Here is a 21,971-nt window from a genome sequence, read left to right as displayed (position 1 = left end):
AGAAATTAAACACAATACTCCAGAAGAATTATTCTGTACAAAAGAACTTTTACAACATCAGTTTTTAGACTATACTATTGTAGAGTTGACGACGAATCCGTTGTTAAAAGCAGATACATTCATCAACTTTAATATCACGCCACAACCATCTTTCAATCGCCAATTTGATTTACTGATTGAAAATTTAGATGTAAATCACGATAAAGGGTATATCAATTATATTACCTGTACAAGTGAACAACAGGCGAAACGTTTTGATGATATTTTTAAAGATGTAGAACAAAAAGTGTTTTACGAAACGGTTGTACTTCCACTCTATCAAGGATTTGTAGATCATAATCAGAAAATTATTTGTTATACAGATCATCAAATTTTTGAACGTTATCACAAGTTCCATTTAAAGAATGGGTATGCCAAAAAACAGGCAATTACGCTGAAAGAATTGACCAATTTGGAAGTCGGCGATTATGTAACGCATATTGATCACGGAATTGGAAAGTTTGGCGGATTGCAAAAGATTGATGTAGAAGGAAAGAAGCAAGAAGCCATTAAATTGATTTATGGCGAACGCGATATTTTGTATTTGAGCATTCACTCATTACATAAAATTTCCAAATTCAACGGAAAAGACGGAAAACCACCAAAAATATATAAATTAGGTTCTGGCGCTTGGAAAAAACTCAAGCAAAAAACCAAAGCCCGCGTAAAGCATATTGCTTATAATTTGATTGAATTGTACGCAAAACGACGCATGCAAAAAGGAATTCAGTACGGACCCGATACGTACTTGCAACACGAGTTGGAAGCTTCGTTTATTTATGAAGATACGCCCGATCAATCGAAAGCCACACGCGAAGTAAAAGAAGACATGGAAAGCGAACGTCCAATGGACAGACTCGTTTGTGGTGATGTTGGTTTTGGGAAAACGGAAGTCGCCATTCGTGCCGCGTTTAAAGCCGTTGATAACGGAAAACAAGTTGCCATATTGGTTCCGACCACTATTTTGGCATTTCAGCATTTTAAAACGTTTAGCGAACGTTTAGAAGATATGCCAATTACCGTTGATTATTTGAACCGTTTTCGATCAACAAAACAACGAAATGAAGTACTTTCAGGGCTTGAAAAAGGAAGTGTTGATATTGTGATTGGAACACATCAATTAGTTAATAAAGCTGTAAAATTTAAAGATCTTGGTTTGTTAATTGTCGATGAAGAACAGAAGTTTGGAGTTGCCGTAAAAGACAAGTTGAAAACCATTAAAGAAAATGTAGATACGCTTACATTGACCGCAACACCAATTCCGAGAACGTTACAATTTAGTTTGATGGCTGCCCGCGATTTGTCTGTAATTACTACGCCACCGCCAAATCGATATCCGATTGAAACAGCTGTAATTCGTTTTCAGGAAGAAATTATTCGTGATGCAGTGAGTTATGAAATTCAGCGTGGTGGACAAGTGTTTTTTATCCACAATCGCATTGAAAATATTAAGGAAGTCGCAGGAATGATTCAACGTTTGGTACCAGATGCCAAAATTGGAATTGGGCACGGACAAATGGAAGGAAAGAAACTGGAAAAACTCATGCTTGCGTTTATGAATGGTGAGTTTGATGTATTGGTTTCTACCACAATTATTGAAAGTGGTTTGGATGTACCAAATGCGAATACCATTTTTATTAATAACGCTAATAATTTCGGTTTGAGTGATTTGCATCAGATGCGTGGTCGTGTTGGTCGAAGTAATAAGAAAGCATTTTGTTATTTTATTACGCCACCAGATTCTGTGATGACACAAGATGCACGCAAACGAATTAATGCATTGGTAGAGTTTTCTGCGCTTGGAAGCGGTTTAAATATTGCCATGAAGGATTTGGAAATTCGTGGTGCAGGCGATTTGTTAGGTGGTGAGCAAAGCGGATTTATCAATGAAATTGGATTTGATACGTATCAAAAAATCTTAAACGAAACCATTGAAGAACTTAAAGAAAACGAGTTTAAGGAATTGTATGATGCACAACAAAATAAGAAAGAAAAAGTGTTTTTGAAAGAAACACAAATTGATTCTGATTTTGAATTGTTGTTTCCGGATGCCTATATAAATACCGTTTCGGAACGTTTGATATTGTACAACAAATTAAGTGAACTTAAAACGGAAGCAGCGTTGCAAGTTTATGAAACGGAGTTAATTGACCGATTTGGTCCATTACCAGAACCTGCAGTTGCATTGTTAAATTCGGTTCGTATCAAATGGATTGCGACGAAATTTGGTTTGGAGAAAATTATTATGAAAAAAGGAAAAATGGTTGGGTATTTTATTGCCGATCAGCAATCTGAATTTTATCAAAGTGCTGCTTTTTCGAGCATTTTACAGTTTGTTCAGCACAATTCATCGATTTGTAAGATGAAAGAAAAACAAACCCGAAATGGCTTGCGTTTATTACTTACTTTTGAACAGATCACCTCAGCTAAGAAAGCTTTGAATGTTTTAGAAAAAATAGTATAAATTGCTTTGGCTTAATTATTGAACTTGTTTTAATTTTAGTTGCTAAAATTAAAACAAGTTCTTCAGGAAAACTGAAAAAAAAGAATATTGTAACTAAAATTAAAATAAGTTCTTCAGGAAAACTGAAAAAAAAGAATATTGTAACTAAAATTAAAACAAGTTCTTCAGGAAAACTGAAAAAAAGAATATTGTAACTAAAATTAAAACAAGTTCTTCAGGAAAACTGAAAAAAAAGAATATTGTAACTAAAATTAAAATAAGTTCTTCAGGAAAACTGAAAAAAAGAATATTGTAACTAAAATTAAAATAAGTTCTTCAGGAAAACTGAAAAAAAGAATATTGTAACTAAAATTAAAACAAGTTCTTCAGGAAAACTGAAAAAAAGAATATTGTAGCTAAAATTAAAACAAGTTCTTCAGGAAAACTGAAAAAAAGAATATTGTAACTAAAATTAAAACAAGTTCTTCAGGAAAACTGAAAAAAAATATTGTGACTATAATTTAAAATATGTTATTCAGGAGAATTGAAATGAGTTCTTCAACAGAACTAAAAAAATAGAATATTATGATAAAAAAATTATTTTGTTTCCTTATGTTGATTCCAATGTGCATGCAAGCACAGAAAGTCATGTCGGGTACATTTTCACCCACTGAAAAATTTGAGTGGTTTATCATTTATAAATTAAAAACTACGCATCAAGCGTATGTAGATAATGGAAAAATTATAGATGGAAAATTGAGTTATACTTTTAAACCTGCTACCGAAAAAGGCATGTATCGTTTGGTATACGGATTGCCACAAGAATCTGAAAACTTCGATTTCATTTACAATGGCGAAGAAGATATTGCGTTTACTTTTAACGAAAAAGGACTCGATTTTACCGTTTCTAAAGAAAATAAACTGCATACTTCTTATTTTGAAAATATCAATGAAGCAAAACGAATGATTAATTCATTCTACCAAAGTGGAAATACTAATGAAGCCGCTTTTTTAGAAGTTTTTAATTCGATTGATACACTTCAAAAAACGTATGAAAACGAAGCAAAAGGAACGTTGGCATATGAATTTATAAAGGCAAGTCGTACGTACATGCCAACTTCATACGAAAAGCCACAAGAAATGGTTGCCAATATTAAAAAGCACTATTTTGATGCTATTGACTTTTCAAATCCTACTTTGCAAAACTCTGACTTTATAGCAGATAAAATGTCTAATTATGTGTTTACTGCATTGCCATTAAAAGAGTTAACTGCTGACGAATTGATTGTAGAATATAAAAAGAATATTGCTACAATTTCTGAAAAATTCAAATCGCTTCCTGTAGCATATCAAAAAACACTGTTCAATGTATTGTGGGAACAAATGGTTGTGGTAGAAAATCAAGATATTGCCATTCATGTTGGCGACGACTATTTAATTCCGTTGGCAAAACAGCTAAACGATGAAATTTTGATTGAAAAGCTAAATGTGTATAAGCGTTTAGTTTTTGGAGCAGTAGCACCGGATTTTTCATGGGTAAAAGACAACGAAACACATAAATTAAGTGAATTGGATACTGCCGAAAATTACATTATTGTATTTTGGAGTAGTACCTGTTCGCATTGTTTGAAAGAAATGCCAAAGCTTAAAGATTTTGTTAACTCGCAAGAAAAAGATAAGTTTAAAGTTATTGCTATCGGCTTAGAAGACGAGCGCGGAAGTTGGGCAGATGAGAGTTCATTTTATCCAGATTTCATTCACGTGTTAGGTTTGCAAAAGTGGGATAATGAAATAGGTAATTTATATGATGTAAGTTCCACACCAACCTTTTTTGTGTTGGACAAAGACAAAAGAATTATTGGAAAACCGTATGGTGTAAAGGAATTGATTGAATTTTACACGAAGGAATAATTCAAAAGATTTTATTTTTTAGAATCAGAAAAACCAGAAAAGCGAATTGCTTTTCTGGTTTTTTTGGGCACTAGCCCATATACTATTTAAGGCCCATCGTTAAATCCATCACTTTCTGCGGAACAGGTATTCTCTGCATCAGTTTTTGCTTCTCCTATTGTACATTGTGTATTGATTATAGTTGGGCAACTATCCGTTTCTGCAGTATGTGGTGGCGTTACAACATACGTATTATCATTGGTTCCTCCTCTGAGCACAAATGTATCTAGATTTGCAATTTTGAACTTTTTAAATTTTAGTGTTTTGGTATTTTTTCTCATATTTATTTATTTTAAAAAACTTAAACTATTATAAATTTTAATGTTCTTATTTAGTCTGAATTAGAAATATTTAAAGGAAAAACGATACTACTATAAATTCTCATTTTGCGAATTTTCTCTTATTTTTCTAATAAAGTATGATGGTTTTAATCCTGTCTTTTTTTGGAAAGCTCTGGAAAAACTTTCAGGATTTGAAAAACCAATTTCTTCTGAAATTGCACGAATGGTATATTTTTGATATTTAGTATTATGCTGAATATGATTTATTAGGTAATCAATTCGTAAATCATTTATATATGCTGTGAAATTTTTGCCTTTGTACGTATTAATGATTTTTGAGAGGTATTTAGAATTGGTATTGACAATTTTTGTAACTTCTTTGAGAGAAACATGGGCTTTGAGGTATTTTTCTCCTTGTTCAAATAGTTCTAATTCTTTTAAAATTTCTGTCACAATAAGTTCATCTATATCTAAAGATACCATTTGCGATTTTGCATTTTTTACAATAATTTTTTCTTCTATAGTACTACTCGATTTTGCTATAATATCGTGATACCGTTTTTCATATTTCTTTTTCATTTTGTAATAATATATGAGCAATGCCATGGCTAACAAACCTATAGATCCACCAATGATAGCAATCCAATTTCTTTCTTGAGTTACACGTTTGTTTTGACCTCTTAGTTTTTGGATTAAGCGTTCTTTACTCGCTACATAGGCAGGAATATCATAATTTTTTGAAATATTTTCTGATAAGTATCTATAATCGGCATGAATACTACTATCAATTTCTAATAATTGCGTTATGTAGTACAATTGCTTTTCTTTGTTTTTGGTTTTTCTAGCATCTTTAATTAAGTATACATACGATTCTCTAAGTGGCGGAAAGAGAATGTCTTTTTTCTTGTTATAAACCGTGTCTACTTTTTTAAAATAGTCAAATGCTTTTTGTTTGTTGCCAGTGGCATGATAGCTTTTCCCTAGATAAAATCCCGCTACTAATTGATCATCTTTAGGTAAAAAAGAAATTCCTTTTTGAATGCTATCAATGGAAGCCTGATAATTTCCTTTTACATACAAATTAACACCTTCATTTACGACAAAGGCATGATACATTTTTTCCAAATTATTAGCTAACGCCAATTGGATTCCTTTTATATTAACATCTGTAGATTTTACTGTTTGTCCAGACTCATAATATGTAGAAGACAGTTGTAATAGTGTATACAAATATCCTTTTATGTACTTAGTTTTTTTACGTTCTTCAAAACGCGCACATTCTTTAAATAACTTTTCGGCTTCTTTATAGTTTCCCGATATTCGTTTTAAGAACGCAATATTATATTTTACATCGTATAGATATGTTTCATTTTTAGTTGACTCGGCAGTTGCCTCAGCTAAAAGATAATTAGAAAGTGCTTCGGGATAATTTCTTTTTCTTTGCAATGCTTTTCCTTTTGCTAAATAGGCATGCGTAGGAAATCGGGGATCATTTTTTAAATTTTTAGTATAAAATATAACCGTATCTAAATACTTAATTTTTTCGTCTAATTCTGGATTTTTGATGGCTAGTAAGTAGTAACCACGTCCAATGATTTTGTGTTGCCCATCCTTTTTTGCCTTTTCAAGATATGCCGCTGAGCGTATTTTTACAGTATCATAACCGATGCTTTTATCACGGAATTGTATTCTTAGTGTATTAAACTCTTTTAATAAAGAATCATTTTCTTGCGCAAAAACAGAAGTTGCTCCAAAAAACAGATATACATACAGTACAAATTTCTTCATATAGGGAGTTGAATTTCAAACAAATATAATCCAAAAGCACTATTAACTTGTTTACTATACCGTGAATTTTTCTCCAGATTCATGGAATTCAGCGCGGAATTCATGGAATTACAATTATCATTAATTGACTCGTATGAAATTTAGGTATTGTTTTGTTCCTGTAATTAACAATCAACAAAATTAGTATTAATTAAATTTTATCTATTATGAAAAAAAGAACGATAAACTATTTAAGTTTAAACAAAAGAAGTATTTCAAATTTTAACACTATTGTTGGAGGAGAACCTCCTAAATCATTCTTTAAACATCACTGTGACTTACCTCCAGCTAATTCGGACAACCCATCATGTTTTATCGAATCTAACTGTATTGGTTGTACCGTTACAACACAAGCATCAAATTAATTTGCATTAAAATGTACTGAAAAAGTTATATTAAAAAAAGCTACTTCGTTATTTTTAATATCGTTTTTCTTTAGACGAAATAATTTAATTTATTTCAAATTTAGTATCAGAGAAACAGAAAAGCATCGTTGCCTTTCTGTTTCTTTAGCTATGAATTTTGCTCCATATTTTTAGTGTAACAGGAAACTAGTTGTAAGACTCTTAATATACTTATCCACTTATTCCACCATAAAAGCATCTATCACTACACGGATTATTAGAAACTGATGCTGGTTCACCTGTAGTAGTTTTAGAAATTGTACATGTATCTAAAACATCAGTATCACAAAGAGATGTTAGATCATCAGCATTTCCTTGTCCTCCACCTTGAAGATGATACATATTCAAGTTTGCCACTTTAAATTTCTTAATTTTTAATACTTTTTTACGTGTTTTCATATTGTGAATTTTTAAATGAATGTATTCTAAACTAAATTGTGTTTCCTTTTAAAATCAGGAAAAGCACACCATGTGTAAGCGGAAATTGCACATGTCATTATTTTTGTTGACTTTCCCTAATTTTTTTTACAAAATAAGAAGGTTTTAGTCCTGTCTTTTTTCGAAACGCTCTTAAAAAACCTTCTGAACTTGAAAACCCTCCTTCTTTAGCGATCGCGCGAATGGTATATTTTTGATATATAGGATTGTGTTGCATTTGTTCTATTAAATAATCAACTCGTAAATCATTAATGTATGTTGCAAAGTTTTTCCCTTTATACGAATTGATGATTTTTGATAAATACTTTGAATTAGTATTTACAATTTTCGCTGCATCTTTTAATGAAATTTGATTGGCGAGATATTGTTTTTCTTGTTCAAAAAGTTCTAATTGTTGTAAAATTTCCTGAACTGCATGCGCATCTATATCTATAGCTACTGGTTGCATTTGCGCATCTTTTACCCTAATTTCTTCTTCTACAATGGTAGATATATTCGATTCTCTAATAATGGCCTCATACCGTTTTTTATATACCTTTTCCTTTCGGTAATAATAGATTAATCCGCTTAATACTAATAACACAAGTATGATACTGATTAAGAGAATCCATTTTTTATCAGTTTTTAAATCGGCAATCAACTCGTCTCTAGAAGTCAGTAATTCTGGGATTTCATATTTTTTTGTAATTGTATTGGATAGGTATTTATAATCAACATGGATAACACTATCTACTTTTAATAATTGATTGGTGTAATATAATTCCAATTCTTTATCTCTTTTCTCTTTAGCATTTTTGATTAAGTATTGGTACGATTCACGTAAGGGCAAGAATAGGTTTTGTGTTTCGTTAAAAACAGTATCTATCGTTTTAAAGTAATATAATGCTTTTTCTTTTTCCCCTAATGCATCATAACTCTTTGCCAAATAGAAATTAGAAGTTACTCGACTGGATTTTTTTAAGTGCCGAGCACCTTTTTCTATACTATCTATTGCTGCTTTGTAGGCTCCTTTTGCAGTTAAATTGATGCCTTCATTCACCACAAAAGAATAGTACAAATTAGGCTGATTGTTAGCTAATGCTAACTGTATTCCTTTCTTATTAATTGCTGTACATGTATCGAGTTGCCCAATTTCATAATATGTTGATGATAATTGAAATACTATTTGAGTATATGGCAAAGTATTTACTTCTTGTTTACTTTCTTTAAAAGCCAAACAATCCTTGAATAATTTGAGTGCTTCTTGATATTTTCCTATTCTGCGTTTTAGAATACCAATATTAAATTTTATATGATGTTGATACGCTGTATTAAGATCTCTTTTTGCAAAAGATTCTGCTAACAAGTAATTATCTATAGCTTGTTGATACTTTTTTTTGAGATCTAAAAATACTCCTTTAAAAAAGTATCCTTTCATTGGGAATTCTGGATCCTCTTTTAAATCTTTTGTATAAAAAATAGTACTGTCTATATATTGAAGTTTTTTTTCTATCTCAATATTTTTAAGGCTCAGCAAATAGTAGGCTCGTCCTATCAGCTCTTTTCGTTTACTTTTTTTTGCCTTTCGTAGATAATTACGAATAAGTATTTCTGCAGTTTTTACATCTACTTCTTTATCTAATACATCTTTTTTCAAAGTTATGGCCTTATCTAGCAACACATCTTTCTTTTGTGCTTGACATAGTACTCCAATTGAAAAAAAACATAAAAACAGAATTAACTTCTTCATACAGAATGTGAGGATTTATCACAAATATAACCGAAATGCTTTTTGAATTTATTTAGTGGAGTACTAAACCTTTTTACAATTCGCTGAATTACATTCGCAATTCAAGGAATTCCATTTACCTTCTGTTGACTTACACTTAATTTATCCCTTGTTTTGTTCCTGTGATCCATTGATAATCAATGTGATTAAAAAATATTAACTCAAAATTTTATATTATGAAAAAAAGAGGACTTAAGTCATTAAATCTTAACAAAAAATCTGTTTCTAATTTAAATCAAATTGTTATTAATGGAGGAGCAGTAGGTAGTTCAAAGAGTAGAAGTGGCGGCACATGTTGTTTGAGTTGTACACGTTCTTGCAATCCTGATTGCAAGCTAACATTAGCAGACGTAGATTGTGCAAAAGAAGAGTAACCCGATTAATGTAGTAACAAAAAAACCATGTAAACAATGATTTTAGGTGGGTTTTAAAATCCACTTTTTATTTAATAGTAATATTTCAATTGATCTTTTACATAAACTAATCATTGTCACTTTTTGTTAAAAAGTAAAAACAGAAAAGCGAAGTTGCTTTTCTGTTTTTTAGGTTGTTATTTTAATTATTGCTTATCCTGAAACTTGTTGACCACTAGCTGAACCACCATTGGCAGAATCTGGATCTGTACAACCATTTTTAAGTTGTGTATTTGTAGCTCCTTCAGTACACATTCCGTCATGTCTACTCTGACATGCAGAAACACCTTCATCAGTTTTTAATTCTATTGGATCTGGAATAGTTGGAACAGAGTCTGCACCTCCTACAATTCGAAGTCCGTTTAAATTGGCTATTTTAAATTTCCTGAATTTTAATACTTTTTTGTTTTCTCTCATCTTATACTATTTTTAAAATTTGAATGTGATCAAAACTAAGAATTCCAAAAGAATATCAATTGAAAATCAGCAACATGAAAACGATAATTCAGTGAATTGTTGTTTTTTCTAAGCGTTTTCTCGTACTTTTTTAATAAAATATGAGGGTTTTAATCCAGTTTTCTTTTGAAAAGCTCTCGAAAACCCTTCTGGATTGGAGAACCCAATTTCTTCTGCAATGGCACGAATTGTATACTTTTGATATTTGGTATCCGTTTGTATGTGATTCACCAAATAGTCAATTCGTAAATCATTGATGTAAGTTGTAAAGTTTTTCTCTTTGTATGTATTTACAATTTTAGATAAGTACTTGGAGTTTGTATTCACAATTTTTGCCACGTCTTTGAGTGAAATTTGATTGGTAAGGTATGCTTCTCCTTTTTCAAATGTATCTAATGATTGTAATACTTCATCTATAATATGTGTATCTATTCCCAAAGAAACAGCTTGTACGTTTGCATTTTTTACTATAATTTCTTCTTCTATTTTTGCACTAGATTGTGCTATAATATCGTTATATCGTTTCTCGTATTGTTTTTTCAACCTGTAGTAATAAATTAAAAAGAAAATAATAATTAAACCTAAAATTCCGCCTATGCTAACAATCCAATTTCTCTCGTTTGTAATTTGTTGATTTTTACCTTCTAATTTTTTTATCAAGCGTTCTTTGTTCGCTATATGATAAGGAATATCATATTTTTTTGAAATATTCTTAGATAAATACTTATAATCAGCATGAATAGTACTGTCAATTTTTAATAATTGTTTGGTAAAGTACAACTCGTTTCGTTCGTTCTTTTTGGCCTGAGCGTATTCAATTAAATATACATACGATTCACGTAATGGAGGGAATAAATCCTTTTTTTCATTATAATAAGTATCTATCTTTTTGAAATAGTTTTCTGCTTTTTCTTTTTCATCTATTGCATCGTAATTTTTACCCAAATAAAGCATCCCAACCAACTGATCTCTTTCTGTAAGATGAGGAATTGCTTTATTTAAGCTATCAATAGCTACTGTATAATCTTCCTTAAAATATAAATTAATCCCCTCATTTGTAACAAAAGAATAATACAGCTCTGTGAGATTATTTTTTAAAGCAGTTTTAATGCCTAATTTATTAGTTTCAGTTGCCTTTTTCGTTTTATTTGATTCATAATACAAAGAGGATAACTGAAAAAGTGCTTGTAACTCTTCTTGCCTAAAGTTTGATTTTAAAGATCTTATATATGTCAAGTATTCCTTAAAAAGCTTCTCAGCTTCTTCATAATCTCCTGAAACTCTTTTTAAGTATGCAATACTATACTTAATTATATATTTATAATGATTATTATTATTTAGTTCAGCTGCTTTCTCTGCTAGAAAATAAGCCTCTAAAGCTTTTGGGTAATCCTTTTCTTGATTCAATGCTGATCCTTTTGTTATGTATGCAAACATGGGGAAAATTCTATCTCCTACTAACTTTTCTGTAGAATGAATAGCGCTATCTAGATATTGTATTTTTTCTTCGAACTTGTTATTTTTGATTGCCAATAAATAATAACCACGACCTATAAAACGATTTTCACCATTACTTTTGGCTTTTTCTAAATACTCACTAGCAAGAATTTTTGCTTTCGTAGAAGTTACGCTGGTATCACGAAATTGATGCATCAGTGTCTTGAACTCCTTTAGTAAATCTTCTTCTTTTTGCGCATAGAGAGTTGTTCCAACAAATAATAATAACACAAAGAGTACAAGCTTTTTCATAGTAAGGGAAGTATTTCAAAACAAATATAGTTGAAAAGTACCTTGAAATTGTTTGCTTTAATTGCTGTTTTACGACAATTCAGTGAATTGTCACTAGAAATCAAGAGGCTGTTTGTTTTTTTACATTCTAATTCTGAACAAAAAAAAGACAGAAAAGGAACTATCCTTATTCTGTCTTTTACTCTTTTTGTATTTTATGTATTATAAGCCAGTTAATCTACAATCTGATACATCTTCATTTGTTAAAAATTCTCCTTTAGTACAACCACTTAGAACAGTAGGATCTGATATTAGGCAAGTGTGGTCGTCAATAGTTGGACAACCGTCAGATGGTAATGGTCCCGTTGGCACACAAGGGTTACTGTTTGTCCCTCCACTAACTGAATGAACTTGTAAATTTGCAATTTTAAATTTTCTAAATTTTAACACTTTTTTGTTTTCTCTCATCTTATATTATTTTTAAAATTTTTGAATGTGTTCAAACTTAGAAATTCTAAATAAAAAACACAGATAAAAAAACGTTGAAGAAACAGTAATTCCGCGAATTATGTATTTTTTTCTTGATTTTCACGTACTTTTTTAATGAAATAGGAAGGTTTTAAGCCGGTGTTCTTCTGAAATGCCCTGGAAAAACTTTCTGAATTTGTAAATCCTATTTCTTCTGCAGTAGCACGAATTGTGTACTTTTGATACTTTGTATCTTGTTGTATGTGATTTATTAAATAATTGATGCGTAAATCATTAATATATGTTGCAAAGTTTTTGCCTTTGTACACGTTTATTATTTTCGATAGGTATTTAGAATTTGTTTTTACAATTTTTGCCACATCTTTTAACGTAATTTGCTTCATAAGATACGCTTCTCCTTGCTCAAATTCGTGTAGGTTTTTTAGAACGTCTTCCACAATGTCTTGATCAATCCCAACAGCTAAAATAGGTTTTAAATTTGTGTCTTCTACCTTAATCTCTTCCTCAATAATTGCACTTGAGTTTTTAACTATGTCATTGTATCGTTTTTCATATACTTTTTTCAAGCGATAGTAATATAACAAACCGCCAAGTGTTATGACACTTATTAAAACACTAACAAGCATAATATTTCTATTCTGTTTAATTACTTGCTCGTTTTCATTTTCCAGTGCTACAATTGTATCGTCTCGCTCCGACACATACCTAGGAATGTCATATTTTTTTACAATTGTATTTAAAAGATACTTATAATTCTTATCGAGAATACTATCTATTTTTAAGAGTTGATTGGTGTAATAAAGCTGAGATTCTTTATCCTTTTTACGCTTGCTGTCATTAATTAGATATTCATAAGCACCTATGAGTGGAGGATATAAATCATTTGTTTGATTAAAAGTGGCGTCTACTTTTTTAAAATAATTAAGTCCTTTCTCTTTTTCTCCTGATAAATAATAACTTCTTCCTAAATAGAAATCAATAACTTGCTGATCTCCTTCCTTTAAATGTAGATATCCTTTTTCTAAACTATCAATAGATGCTTTATAATCGCCTTTTACATTCAAATTAATTCCTTCATTCGCCACAAAAGAATAATACTTGCTTTCATTGCCTAAAGTTTTGGCTAACTGAATTCCTTCCTTATTAATTTCAGTGCATTTTTCTATTTGTTCTGTTTCATAATAAATAGAAGATAATTGAAACAATGTTTTTATAGGCGATTTTTGGTTGACATCTTTTGAAGATTCTTCAATCTTTTTACACTCAAGAAATAAAGTTTCTGCTTCTTCATATTCTCCTAAAAAACGTTTTAACAACGCTATATTATACTTTATGTAATATTGAGAACTAAGATCGTTTTTAAATTTGGCTACCGATTGGGCTGTCACAAAATAGTCTAACGCTTTTTGATAGTCATTTGCTCCAGATAATAAAAATCCCTTAAACATATATGCATGAACAGGAAAAACAGGATCGTCTTTCAAGTCTTTAGTAACATAAATAGTACTATCTAAATATGTAAGTTTATCCTCTTTACTAGGATTGTTAATTGTAAATAAGTAATAACCGCGTCCTATAAAACGTTTCTCACCACTTTTTTTTGCTTTCTCTAAATAACCTTTCGAAAGTGTTTTACGTTTTTCAGAACTAATACTTGTGTCTCTAAATTTTGTTTTTAATGTATTGAACTCTTCTAATAAATCTTCTTGTTTTTGTGCAAATACAGACATTCCAACAATAAAAAACAATAAAAACAAAACAGACTTCTTCATATAACGATGTAGGATTTCCAACAAATATAGTTGAAAAGTATCTCGAAACTAATACATTTCACTGCTCCATTTTCTATAATTCACGGAATTACAGGTGTAATTCAAGGAATTGTCATTTGCTTTAATTGACTGGCAATCAATTTATTTGTTGTTTTGTTCCTGTAATTATTAATTAAAAATAAAATCATTATGAAAAAACAAAATTTAAAATCGTTAAAGCTAAACAAGAAATCAATTTCATCTTTTAATTCTTCAACTGTACACGGAGGAAGTGGTGCTTGTTCTATAGAATCAGTTTTAATCTGTGAAGAAGATGATTCTGCAGGTTCAGTTGCTGTAACTTTTATTTCTTGGTGTCGCCCATGTAGATAATATTTTGAAAAAGAATGCATTTTAGATTTTCATGAGGCTGTCTAAAAGTTCTAAAAGCCGTCATTCTGGGCTTGAACCCAGAGTCTCATAAAGCTGATTCTCAACTGTTATGAGAAACCGAACATGATTCGGTTTGACGAAATTTCGACTTTTCAGACAGCCTCTTTTTTTTACACAAAATGGACATTCAAAAAATCAAAATCAATCGTTTTCTCTCTGTGTATAGGCATTGAAATAGCTTTTGAATGTGTTGTTTCACTAATAACCAACCTGTACATATATGAAATCCCGCTCATTGAGCGGGATTTCTCGTAAAACTAAAATTACGTAAAGAGTTTATAAATTTCAAATCTGATAAATCTCTCTTTTCCAAAGGAAAGTGCCCTAAGATTCATCTATCTACTAAACAGAAATTGTCAATTCTTCCACGCAAACTTTTATATATCATAAATTACTGTTTCTTATAAACAGTTTGTTTTTAAAATGTATCAAACACAGTATATACCTATCGAAAAAAGACAGTATAAAAAATGTGTATCGACAGTAAAAATCGAAATGTATAATGTTCTTCTATGATTGATTCCTTTCAGAATCTATTAATAAGGTGAGCGTTAGGGGTAACGTAAATTGCAGAAATAAACTTTCTGTTTTATGACATGCAAAATAGTTGGCTATACTTTTTCGCACAATACAAAATTAATAAAAAATCTTTCTACAAAACAAATTTCTGAATAAATATTGAAGATCAACACCGTAGAAACACCTGTTTTTTGATAGTTACGTACGTATATGAGATTTTCAATCGCTATTTTAAAGTGATTTCAAGTTTTTAATTACGGTAAATGCTTTATCTACTTGTTCATCGTTCACTAAGATAGTGAATTCGTTCGTAGTCGAGATAACTTCGTAAATATTTACGCCTTCCCAAGAAAGTCTCTGAAAAATGAAATAGTAAATTCCAGGTACATTCACATTATCTTTTGGAAGTTTTACAGTAATGGAAGATAAATTTTCTTGCTTTTCGAGTAAAATTTCATGCTGAAAAATTTTCCCAACCAATTCAGCAACTTCATTACTTACTACAATATTTGACTCGTTTACACCACGTGATGATGTGTAAAAAACAGTATTCAAACTTTCAATTTCTGACATGAATGCTGCCTGACTTTTCAATAAAGTTTCCGATACTCTAAATGTATAATCGTTCAAGGAAGAACGAACGGTAATTTCGCCAATATTTCTAACAAATTTCAACACACGATGTGTCACTCTAAATTCCAATTCCGATGACAATCGCTTTAATGCCATTACAATAGCACCATTTTTCACCTCTTTTCCTAACTGATGTTCTATTTCAGGTTTGATAAGTCGTGATAAAGAAGTTAAATTAATAATTCCTTGTGATAATGCACTTGATAAAAATGGCTTTGTTTTAATGTACTCTTCTACAATCGATGAAATTGTCTTCATTAAGTCTATAGTTTTAATAGACTACGAAAATACAAACCAAAAAACTATTTTCAAAACAATTTGTTATAATTATAACAGTATTTTTTAAAAATGGTAAAATGCATCTTCAATGTGATTTATTGTAACATTGCCTTTTTGCATCAAAATCGCAACTGCATCAAACCGAACTTCAACATCTAAATCATTGTCATTGATATAATTATCAACCGCTTTTACCAATAATTTAATTTTCTTTTTACTGATAAATTCTTCTGGATTTCCAAAATCGGCAGAAGTTCTCGTTTTCACCTCAACCACCGCAAGTGTTTCTCCTTTCTGAGCAATAATATCTACTTCGGCTTTTTGAAATCGATAATTAGTCTCCAAAATTTGATATCCATTCTTTTGCAAATGCGCAACAGCCATTTTTTCGCCTTCAATTCCTAATTCATTATGTGTTGCCATAAATTACTTCTAAATTTTTCACATAAAATACGTATCTTACTACTAATAATCAACAACAAATTCCTAAAATTCCACATACTATTATCAATTTTTGTGATCACAAATACCACATGTCACAAACGATATTTGCTACTTTAGTAACTAAATAACCGAATCGATATGGAAGCAAAATACAATCATATTGGAAAAGGATACAACAATACCCGAAAAGCCGATCCTTTTATTTTAGAACGAATCCGTTATCACTTAAATCCAATACATAATGGTTTGTATTTAGACATTGGCTGCGGCACAGGAAATTACACTTCAAAACTTCATACGAAGGAAACACAATTTATCGGAATTGATCCGTCACAAAAAATGCTTGATAAAGCAAAAGCAAATTATCCAGAAATTACGTGGAAACTCGGAACTTCCGAAGCTATTCCTCAAGAAAAAAATAGTATTGAAGGTGTGGTTGGAACGTTGACATTACATCATTGGGACAATTTAGAAAAAGGATTTTCAGAATTATTTCGTGTAATGAAAAACTACACAAACATTGTATTTTTTACCGCAACTCCCGAACAAATGAAAGGCTATTGGCTGAATCATTATTTTCCAAAAATGATGGAAGATTCCATACAACAAATGCCTTCGTTAGAACAAATTGAAAATGCCATGAAAGCAGCAGGTTTCGCTAATATTTTTACGGAAAGATACTTTATTCAACCCGATTTAAAAGATCATTTTTTATACGTAGGAAAACACAATCCGAGCTTATATTTAGACGAAAAAATTCGCAACGGAATTTCCTCTTTTTCACATTTAGCGCATCAAGATGAAGTACAAAAAGGATTGAAACAACTCAAAAAAGATATTGATTCTGGCGCAATTGAAAACAGCATCAAAAATTATGAAAATCGTGATGGTGATTATTTATTTCTGTTGAGTCAAAAAGAAGACTAAAACCCTAATTTCACTTCTGAAGCGACTTCCAAATGCACTTTTTTACCAAAAATCAACGCGCGATTGTCAGCTAAATGTCCCGCAGGAAAATCAAAACAAATCGGGAAATCATACCCTGAAGTTACGTCTACAATAATTTCTTTTGCGCTCTTTCCATACGGAACTGTATTATCGTGCATGCTGGTCATTCCGCCAACAATTAATCCAGATAAACCTTCAAAATATTGGTTTTGTTTCAAATTCATCAACATCCGATCTACATGATACAGATATTCATCTAAATCTTCCAAAAACAAAATTTTTCCTGTCGTATCTAATGCCAAATTAGAACCTGTCATACTATACAACATACTCAAATTTCCGCCAATTAGTTCGCCAGTTGCAGTTCCGTTTCTATTAAAATCAACAGTAGGAACAGCGTATGTAAGGCTTTCGCCGAAAAGTACTTTTCGTAAACTCTCTAAAGATTCCGTACTATTTTTTGAAACATTAATTGGCATGGTAGCATGTGCGGTTTCAAAACCTAATTCTTGCCCTTTTGCATGTAACACTGTGACATCAGAATAGCCAATAATCCATTTTGGTTTTTGTATAAATCGCGAAAAATCCAATTCATCTATGATGCGAATCGTTCCATAACCACCGCGTGCGCACCAAATAGCATCAATACTCTCATCGTCCATAAACTGTTGAAAATTTATAGCACGTGTCATGTCATCACCAGCAAACTGGTTTTCTTCAAGATCGATTGTCGTTCCAAGAACAACTTTCAAATCCCAACTGTGAAGTAACTCAATAGCTGCTTGAATTTCTTTAATAGAAATCTTTCGTGCCGTTGACAAAATACCTACAGTTGCGCCTTTATGTAGTAGTTTAGGTTGGTTCATAACTTAAAAGTATATGAAAAAATACAGATTCTTTTTTTTCATCAAAACAAAACCCTTTTTTAGATAATCTGCAAAAATCATCGTTTTTGTGAATTTTGGCTCTATAAATACTACAAAATTTCAAGTTTTTGCAAAGTATTTTTTAAGTAATCTTACTTGGAATCCCTATTTTTGCACGTTAATTATACGATTTTCAACAGAAAATCTAATCATATTGAATTGAAAACAAACGAAATGAGTCAAAACCCACAACGATATACCATTACCGCAGCATTACCTTATACCAACGGACCTATTCACATTGGACACTTAGCTGGTGTATATGTTCCTGCCGATATTTATGCACGTTACTTACGTTTAACAGGCAATGATGTTGCTTTTGTGTGCGGAAGCGATGAACATGGTGCAGCAATTCCGATACGAGCTAAAAAAGATGGTATATCACCACAGGATATTATTGATAAATATCACGGAATTATAAAGCAATCGTTTCAAGATTTTGGAATTTCGTTTGATAATTATTCGCGTACTTCTGCGGAAACTCATCACAAAACCGCTTCCGAATTTTTTAAGAAATTGTATGAAGATGGCGAATTTATCGAAGACGTAAGAGAACAATTATACGATGCAGAAGCTGATCAGTTTTTGGCAGATCGTTTTGTGGTAGGAACTTGTCCAAAATGTGGTCATGAAGAAGCCTATGGCGATCAATGCGAAAACTGTGGAAGCGCATTAAGTGGCACCGAATTAATAAATCCGAAATCGGCTATTACTGGAAACGTTCCCACCTTAAAACAAACAAAACATTGGTATTTACCATTAGATAAATACAGCGATTTCTTAAACGAATGGATTGTAAAAGGACACAAAAATGATTGGAAAGCCAATGTATATGGACAAGTGAAATCGTGGGTTGACGATGGTTTAAAACCTCGTGCCGTAACGCGCGATTTAGATTGGGGAATTCCTGTGCCAGTAGAAGGTGCCGAAGGAAAAGTATTGTATGTTTGGTTTGATGCACCAATTGGGTATATCTCAGCTACGAAAGAATGGGCAGCACGCAAAGGAAAAGATTGGGAACCCTATTGGAAAGACGAAAATACCAAATTGGTTCACTTTATCGGAAAAGATAATATTGTATTTCACTGTATTATTTTCCCATCAATGTTAAAAGCACATGGCGATTATATTTTGCCAGACAATGTGCCTGCAAATGAATTCTTAAATTTAGAAGGAAAGAAACTTTCAACGTCTAAAAATTGGGCAGTTTGGTTGCATGAATACTTAGAAGATTTCCCTGGAAAAGAAGATGTATTGCGTTATGCGTTAACCGCGAATGCACCAGAAACGAAAGACAATGACTTTACTTGGAAAGATTTCCAAACGCGTAATAACAGCGAATTGGTTGCCATTTTAGGAAACTTTATCAATCGTGTAGTAGTATTAACACATAAATATTACGATGGAATTGTACCTGAGTATACAGGAAATTATGAAGAATTAACGCAAGTAAAACATTTTCCAGCAATCATTTCAAGTTCTATTGAAAGATACCGTTTCCGTGAAGCAAGTCAGGAATTAATGAACTTGGCGCGACTTGGAAATAAGTTCTTACAAGACAATGAACCTTGGAAAAAAATAAAAGAAGATCCTGAAACTGTAAAAGGTATTATGTATGTAGCACTGCAAATTGCTTCGGCGATTGCGGTACTTTCTGAACCATTTTTACCATTTACATCAAATAAATTAAAAAACATGTTGGCGCTTGACGTAGAATTGTCTTGGAATGATATTTCGACAAAAGAAATACTTATTCCTACAGGACATCAAATTAATCCTTCCGAATTATTATTTGCAAAGATTGACGACAAAGAAATTCAAGCGCAATTAGACAAATTGGAAGCAACTAGAAAAGCAAACGAAGCTGCCAACAAAGAAGTAGTTCCACAAAAAGAAACAGCTACTTTTGACGATTTTACAAAGTTAGATTTACGCGTAGGAACCATTTTGGAAGCTGAGAAAGTTCGCAAAACAAAAAAACTTTTAAAACTTTTGGTAGATACAGGTTTGGACAAGCGTACGATCGTTTCTGGAATTGCAGAAAGCTTTACGCCAGAAGAAATTATTGGTAAAAAAGTAACTGTTTTAGCCAACTTGGCACCAAGAACGATTGCCAAAGTAGAAAGTCAAGGAATGATTTTAATGACCGAAACGCCAGAAGGCAAATTGGTTTTTGTAAATCCTGATGAAGATGGTGTTAATAATGGAGAGACAATCAATTAATCGTTCTCAAAATACTTAAAATAAACGATGACTGAATTTAGTTTTTCAGAAATAGAAACGGAACGACTGTTACTTACAAAGTTGCAAACTACAGACTGGGAAATGATTTCTTTTTTACGTTCAGACAAAGACGTGAATGAATTTGTAAAAAGACCAAGTGCAGAAACTAAAGAAAAAGCACTGGAGTTTATTGACAAGATTAGCAAAGGAATTGAGAGTCAGATGTTATATTATTGGAAATTAACAGAAAAAGGTAACTCTGAAATGATTGGTAGTATTTGCTTATGGAACTTTTCAGAAGATGGTAAAACCGCCGAAGTCGGATACGATTTAAGTCCAAAATATCAAAGAAAAGGCATCATGAATGAATCGTTGAAAAGTGTAACCGAATTCGGATTCCAAAAATTGAATCTAGACTTAATTGAAGCCTATACACAGTATCAAAATGAACCTTCAAAAAAACTACTTGAAAGAAATGGATTTACATTAGTTGAAGGTAAAAAAGACATCGATAACGCAGACAATATTGTGTATGCATTAAAAAAGTAAATCGCTAAAAAAACCCATCAATTTCCCTTTAGTTAGAATAAATTAAAATTATACTTCGTGTAAGTAAAATTCACATCTTATGCGTATTTTTACATATCTCAAAAAATACACGCTATGTTATCAAAACAAATGGAAAGTGCGTTAAATACGCAAATAAAAATAGAAGCAGAATCTTCACAAGTATATTTAGCAATGGCAAGTTTTGCTGAAACGCAAGGTTTTGAAGGCGTTGCCTCATTTATGTTTATGCATTCAGATGAAGAACGTCAACACATGCTAAAATTTGTTAGATATGTAAACGAACGTGGCGGACACGCGATAGTTTCAGAATTATCAAAACCACCATTAGAATACGGTTCACTAAAAGAAATGTTTCAACAATTATTTGATCATGAAGTGAAAGTTTCAAAAAGCATCAACGATTTAGTACACATTAGTTTACAAGAACAAGACTATGCAACGCACAACTTTTTACAATGGTATGTTGCAGAACAAATTGAAGAAGAAGCGTTGGCACGTACTATTTTAGACAAAATCAACTTAATTGGCGATGATAAAGGTGGATTGTATTTGTTTGACAGAGATGTACAGGCAATTACTGTACAACCATCAACAGGTCCTGCGGTATAAAACACGGTATTTTAAAATATATAAAAGCGATTGGAAGTTTTTCAATCGCTTTTATATGTGTTATTATTAGAAACGTCATAGCGAACATAGTGAAGCTATCTTATACTAAAGAAACAGATTGCCACGTCGCAAACTCCTCGCAATGACGTATCAAAGTAAATTGTTTTCATAGTACTTCTCGATACAAATTTGCGCAGCAAATTCACTCGAAGTGACGCTTAGGAATTATAAATGTTGAGTTTTAAATATAAAAGTATTTAAAAGACACGCGAAGCGATCCAAAAGCGAAGCGATCCAAAAGCGAAGCGATCCAAAAGCGAAGCGATCCAAAAGCGAAGCGATCCAAAAGCGAAGCGATCCAAAAGCGAAGCGATCCAAAA

Annotated in this window: 20 protein-coding genes; 9 read left to right on the top strand and 11 right to left on the bottom strand. The window is 31.5% G+C overall.

The window, feature by feature from the left end; genetic code table 11:
* Positions 1 to 2,503, top strand: a 2,503-nt coding sequence (gene mfd, locus AB8B65_RS04000; protein ID WP_405299565.1) for a transcription-repair coupling factor, incomplete at its 5' end; no start/stop codon positions are given.
* 564 nt (positions 2,504 to 3,067) lie between these two features.
* Positions 3,068 to 4,393: a TlpA family protein disulfide reductase gene (locus AB8B65_RS03995; RefSeq protein ID WP_405299564.1), complete on the top strand. Its 1,326-nt coding sequence runs from the start codon at positions 3,068 to 3,070 to the stop codon at positions 4,391 to 4,393.
* A gap of 86 nt (positions 4,394 to 4,479) precedes the next feature.
* Here the strand turns inward: AB8B65_RS03995 and AB8B65_RS03990 are convergent, their stop codons facing one another.
* Both AB8B65_RS03990 and AB8B65_RS03985 read right to left on the bottom strand, forming a co-directional pair.
* A complete protein-coding gene (locus AB8B65_RS03990) occupies positions 4,480 to 4,713 on the bottom strand; it encodes a hypothetical protein (protein ID WP_405299563.1) in 234 nt (77 codons plus the stop codon).
* A 90-nt stretch (positions 4,714 to 4,803) separates the two neighbouring features.
* The gene (locus AB8B65_RS03985; protein WP_405299562.1) at positions 4,804 to 6,501 is read right to left on the bottom strand and encodes a helix-turn-helix domain-containing protein; all 1,698 of its coding nucleotides are present in this window, start codon (positions 6,499 to 6,501) and stop codon (positions 4,804 to 4,806) included.
* Positions 6,502 to 6,707: 206 nt separating this feature from the next.
* Between AB8B65_RS03985 and AB8B65_RS03980 the strand changes: the two genes are divergently transcribed.
* Positions 6,708 to 6,905 (top strand): hypothetical protein, encoded by a 198-nt coding sequence (locus AB8B65_RS03980; protein ID WP_405299561.1) that lies wholly within the window; start codon positions 6,708 to 6,710, stop codon positions 6,903 to 6,905.
* Positions 6,906 to 7,115: 210 nt separating this feature from the next.
* On the opposite strand, the gene AB8B65_RS03975 is transcribed toward AB8B65_RS03980, so the two are convergent.
* Complete coding sequence (locus AB8B65_RS03975) at positions 7,116 to 7,343, bottom strand: hypothetical protein (RefSeq protein WP_405299560.1); 228 nt, start codon at positions 7,341 to 7,343, stop codon at positions 7,116 to 7,118.
* Positions 7,344 to 7,440: 97 nt separating this feature from the next.
* Complete coding sequence (locus AB8B65_RS03970; protein WP_405299559.1) at positions 7,441 to 9,111, bottom strand: helix-turn-helix domain-containing protein; 1,671 nt, start codon at positions 9,109 to 9,111, stop codon at positions 7,441 to 7,443.
* A 215-nt stretch (positions 9,112 to 9,326) separates the two neighbouring features.
* Between AB8B65_RS03970 and AB8B65_RS03965 the strand changes: the two genes are divergently transcribed.
* Entirely contained in the window at positions 9,327 to 9,524 is a 198-nt protein-coding gene (locus tag AB8B65_RS03965; protein ID WP_405299558.1) for a hypothetical protein, read from the top strand.
* A gap of 192 nt (positions 9,525 to 9,716) precedes the next feature.
* Here AB8B65_RS03965 and AB8B65_RS03960 read toward each other — a convergent pair whose 3' ends face one another.
* The 4 genes from AB8B65_RS03960 to AB8B65_RS03945 form a co-directional block, all read right to left on the bottom strand.
* On the bottom strand, positions 9,717 to 9,980 hold the full coding sequence (locus AB8B65_RS03960) for a hypothetical protein (protein ID WP_405299557.1): 264 nt from the start codon (positions 9,978 to 9,980) through the stop codon (positions 9,717 to 9,719).
* Positions 9,981 to 10,088: 108 nt separating this feature from the next.
* Positions 10,089 to 11,768 (bottom strand): helix-turn-helix domain-containing protein, encoded by a 1,680-nt coding sequence (locus AB8B65_RS03955; RefSeq protein WP_405299556.1) that lies wholly within the window; start codon positions 11,766 to 11,768, stop codon positions 10,089 to 10,091.
* 201 nt (positions 11,769 to 11,969) lie between these two features.
* Positions 11,970 to 12,215 (bottom strand): hypothetical protein, encoded by a 246-nt coding sequence (locus AB8B65_RS03950; protein ID WP_405299555.1) that lies wholly within the window; start codon positions 12,213 to 12,215, stop codon positions 11,970 to 11,972.
* A 98-nt stretch (positions 12,216 to 12,313) separates the two neighbouring features.
* Positions 12,314 to 14,008 carry a helix-turn-helix domain-containing protein gene (locus AB8B65_RS03945; protein WP_405299554.1) on the bottom strand — a complete coding sequence of 565 codons (1,695 nt, stop codon included), beginning with the start codon at positions 14,006 to 14,008 and terminating at the stop codon, positions 12,314 to 12,316.
* 189 nt (positions 14,009 to 14,197) lie between these two features.
* On the opposite strand from AB8B65_RS03945, the gene AB8B65_RS03940 reads away from it, so the two are divergent.
* Positions 14,198 to 14,380 (top strand): hypothetical protein, encoded by a 183-nt coding sequence (locus AB8B65_RS03940; RefSeq protein WP_405299553.1) that lies wholly within the window; start codon positions 14,198 to 14,200, stop codon positions 14,378 to 14,380.
* 810 nt (positions 14,381 to 15,190) lie between these two features.
* On the opposite strand, the gene AB8B65_RS03935 is transcribed toward AB8B65_RS03940, so the two are convergent.
* Both AB8B65_RS03935 and AB8B65_RS03930 read right to left on the bottom strand, forming a co-directional pair.
* Positions 15,191 to 15,850, bottom strand: coding sequence for an aspartate kinase (locus AB8B65_RS03935; RefSeq protein ID WP_405299552.1), 660 nt, complete (start codon positions 15,848 to 15,850; stop codon positions 15,191 to 15,193).
* Positions 15,851 to 15,934: 84 nt separating this feature from the next.
* A complete protein-coding gene (locus tag AB8B65_RS03930; protein ID WP_405299551.1) occupies positions 15,935 to 16,294 on the bottom strand; it encodes a YraN family protein in 360 nt (119 codons plus the stop codon).
* A 159-nt stretch (positions 16,295 to 16,453) separates the two neighbouring features.
* On the opposite strand from AB8B65_RS03930, the gene AB8B65_RS03925 reads away from it, so the two are divergent.
* Entirely contained in the window at positions 16,454 to 17,242 is a 789-nt protein-coding gene (locus AB8B65_RS03925) for a class I SAM-dependent methyltransferase (protein WP_405299550.1), read from the top strand.
* On the opposite strand, the gene AB8B65_RS03920 is transcribed toward AB8B65_RS03925, so the two are convergent.
* Positions 17,239 to 18,129, bottom strand: coding sequence for an LD-carboxypeptidase (locus AB8B65_RS03920; RefSeq protein WP_405299549.1), 891 nt, complete (start codon positions 18,127 to 18,129; stop codon positions 17,239 to 17,241). The genes AB8B65_RS03925 and AB8B65_RS03920 overlap by 4 nt on opposite strands.
* Before the next feature lie 234 nt (positions 18,130 to 18,363).
* On the opposite strand from AB8B65_RS03920, the gene metG reads away from it, so the two are divergent.
* The 3 genes from metG (at position 18,364) to AB8B65_RS03905 (ending at position 21,591) form a co-directional block, all read left to right on the top strand.
* Positions 18,364 to 20,412 (top strand): methionine--tRNA ligase, encoded by a 2,049-nt coding sequence (metG, locus tag AB8B65_RS03915; protein ID WP_405299548.1) that lies wholly within the window; start codon positions 18,364 to 18,366, stop codon positions 20,410 to 20,412.
* 27 nt (positions 20,413 to 20,439) lie between these two features.
* On the top strand, positions 20,440 to 20,961 hold the full coding sequence (locus tag AB8B65_RS03910; RefSeq protein WP_405299547.1) for a GNAT family N-acetyltransferase: 522 nt from the start codon (positions 20,440 to 20,442) through the stop codon (positions 20,959 to 20,961).
* 114 nt (positions 20,962 to 21,075) lie between these two features.
* The gene (locus tag AB8B65_RS03905; RefSeq protein WP_405299546.1) at positions 21,076 to 21,591 is read left to right on the top strand and encodes a ferritin; all 516 of its coding nucleotides are present in this window, start codon (positions 21,076 to 21,078) and stop codon (positions 21,589 to 21,591) included.
* Positions 21,592 to 21,971 lie beyond the last annotated feature (380 nt).

It is taken from the genome of Kordia sp. (assembly GCF_045105435.1).
Classification (GTDB): domain Bacteria; phylum Bacteroidota; class Bacteroidia; order Flavobacteriales; family Flavobacteriaceae; genus Kordia.
This window is presented reverse-complemented; position numbering and strand designations above follow the sequence as displayed.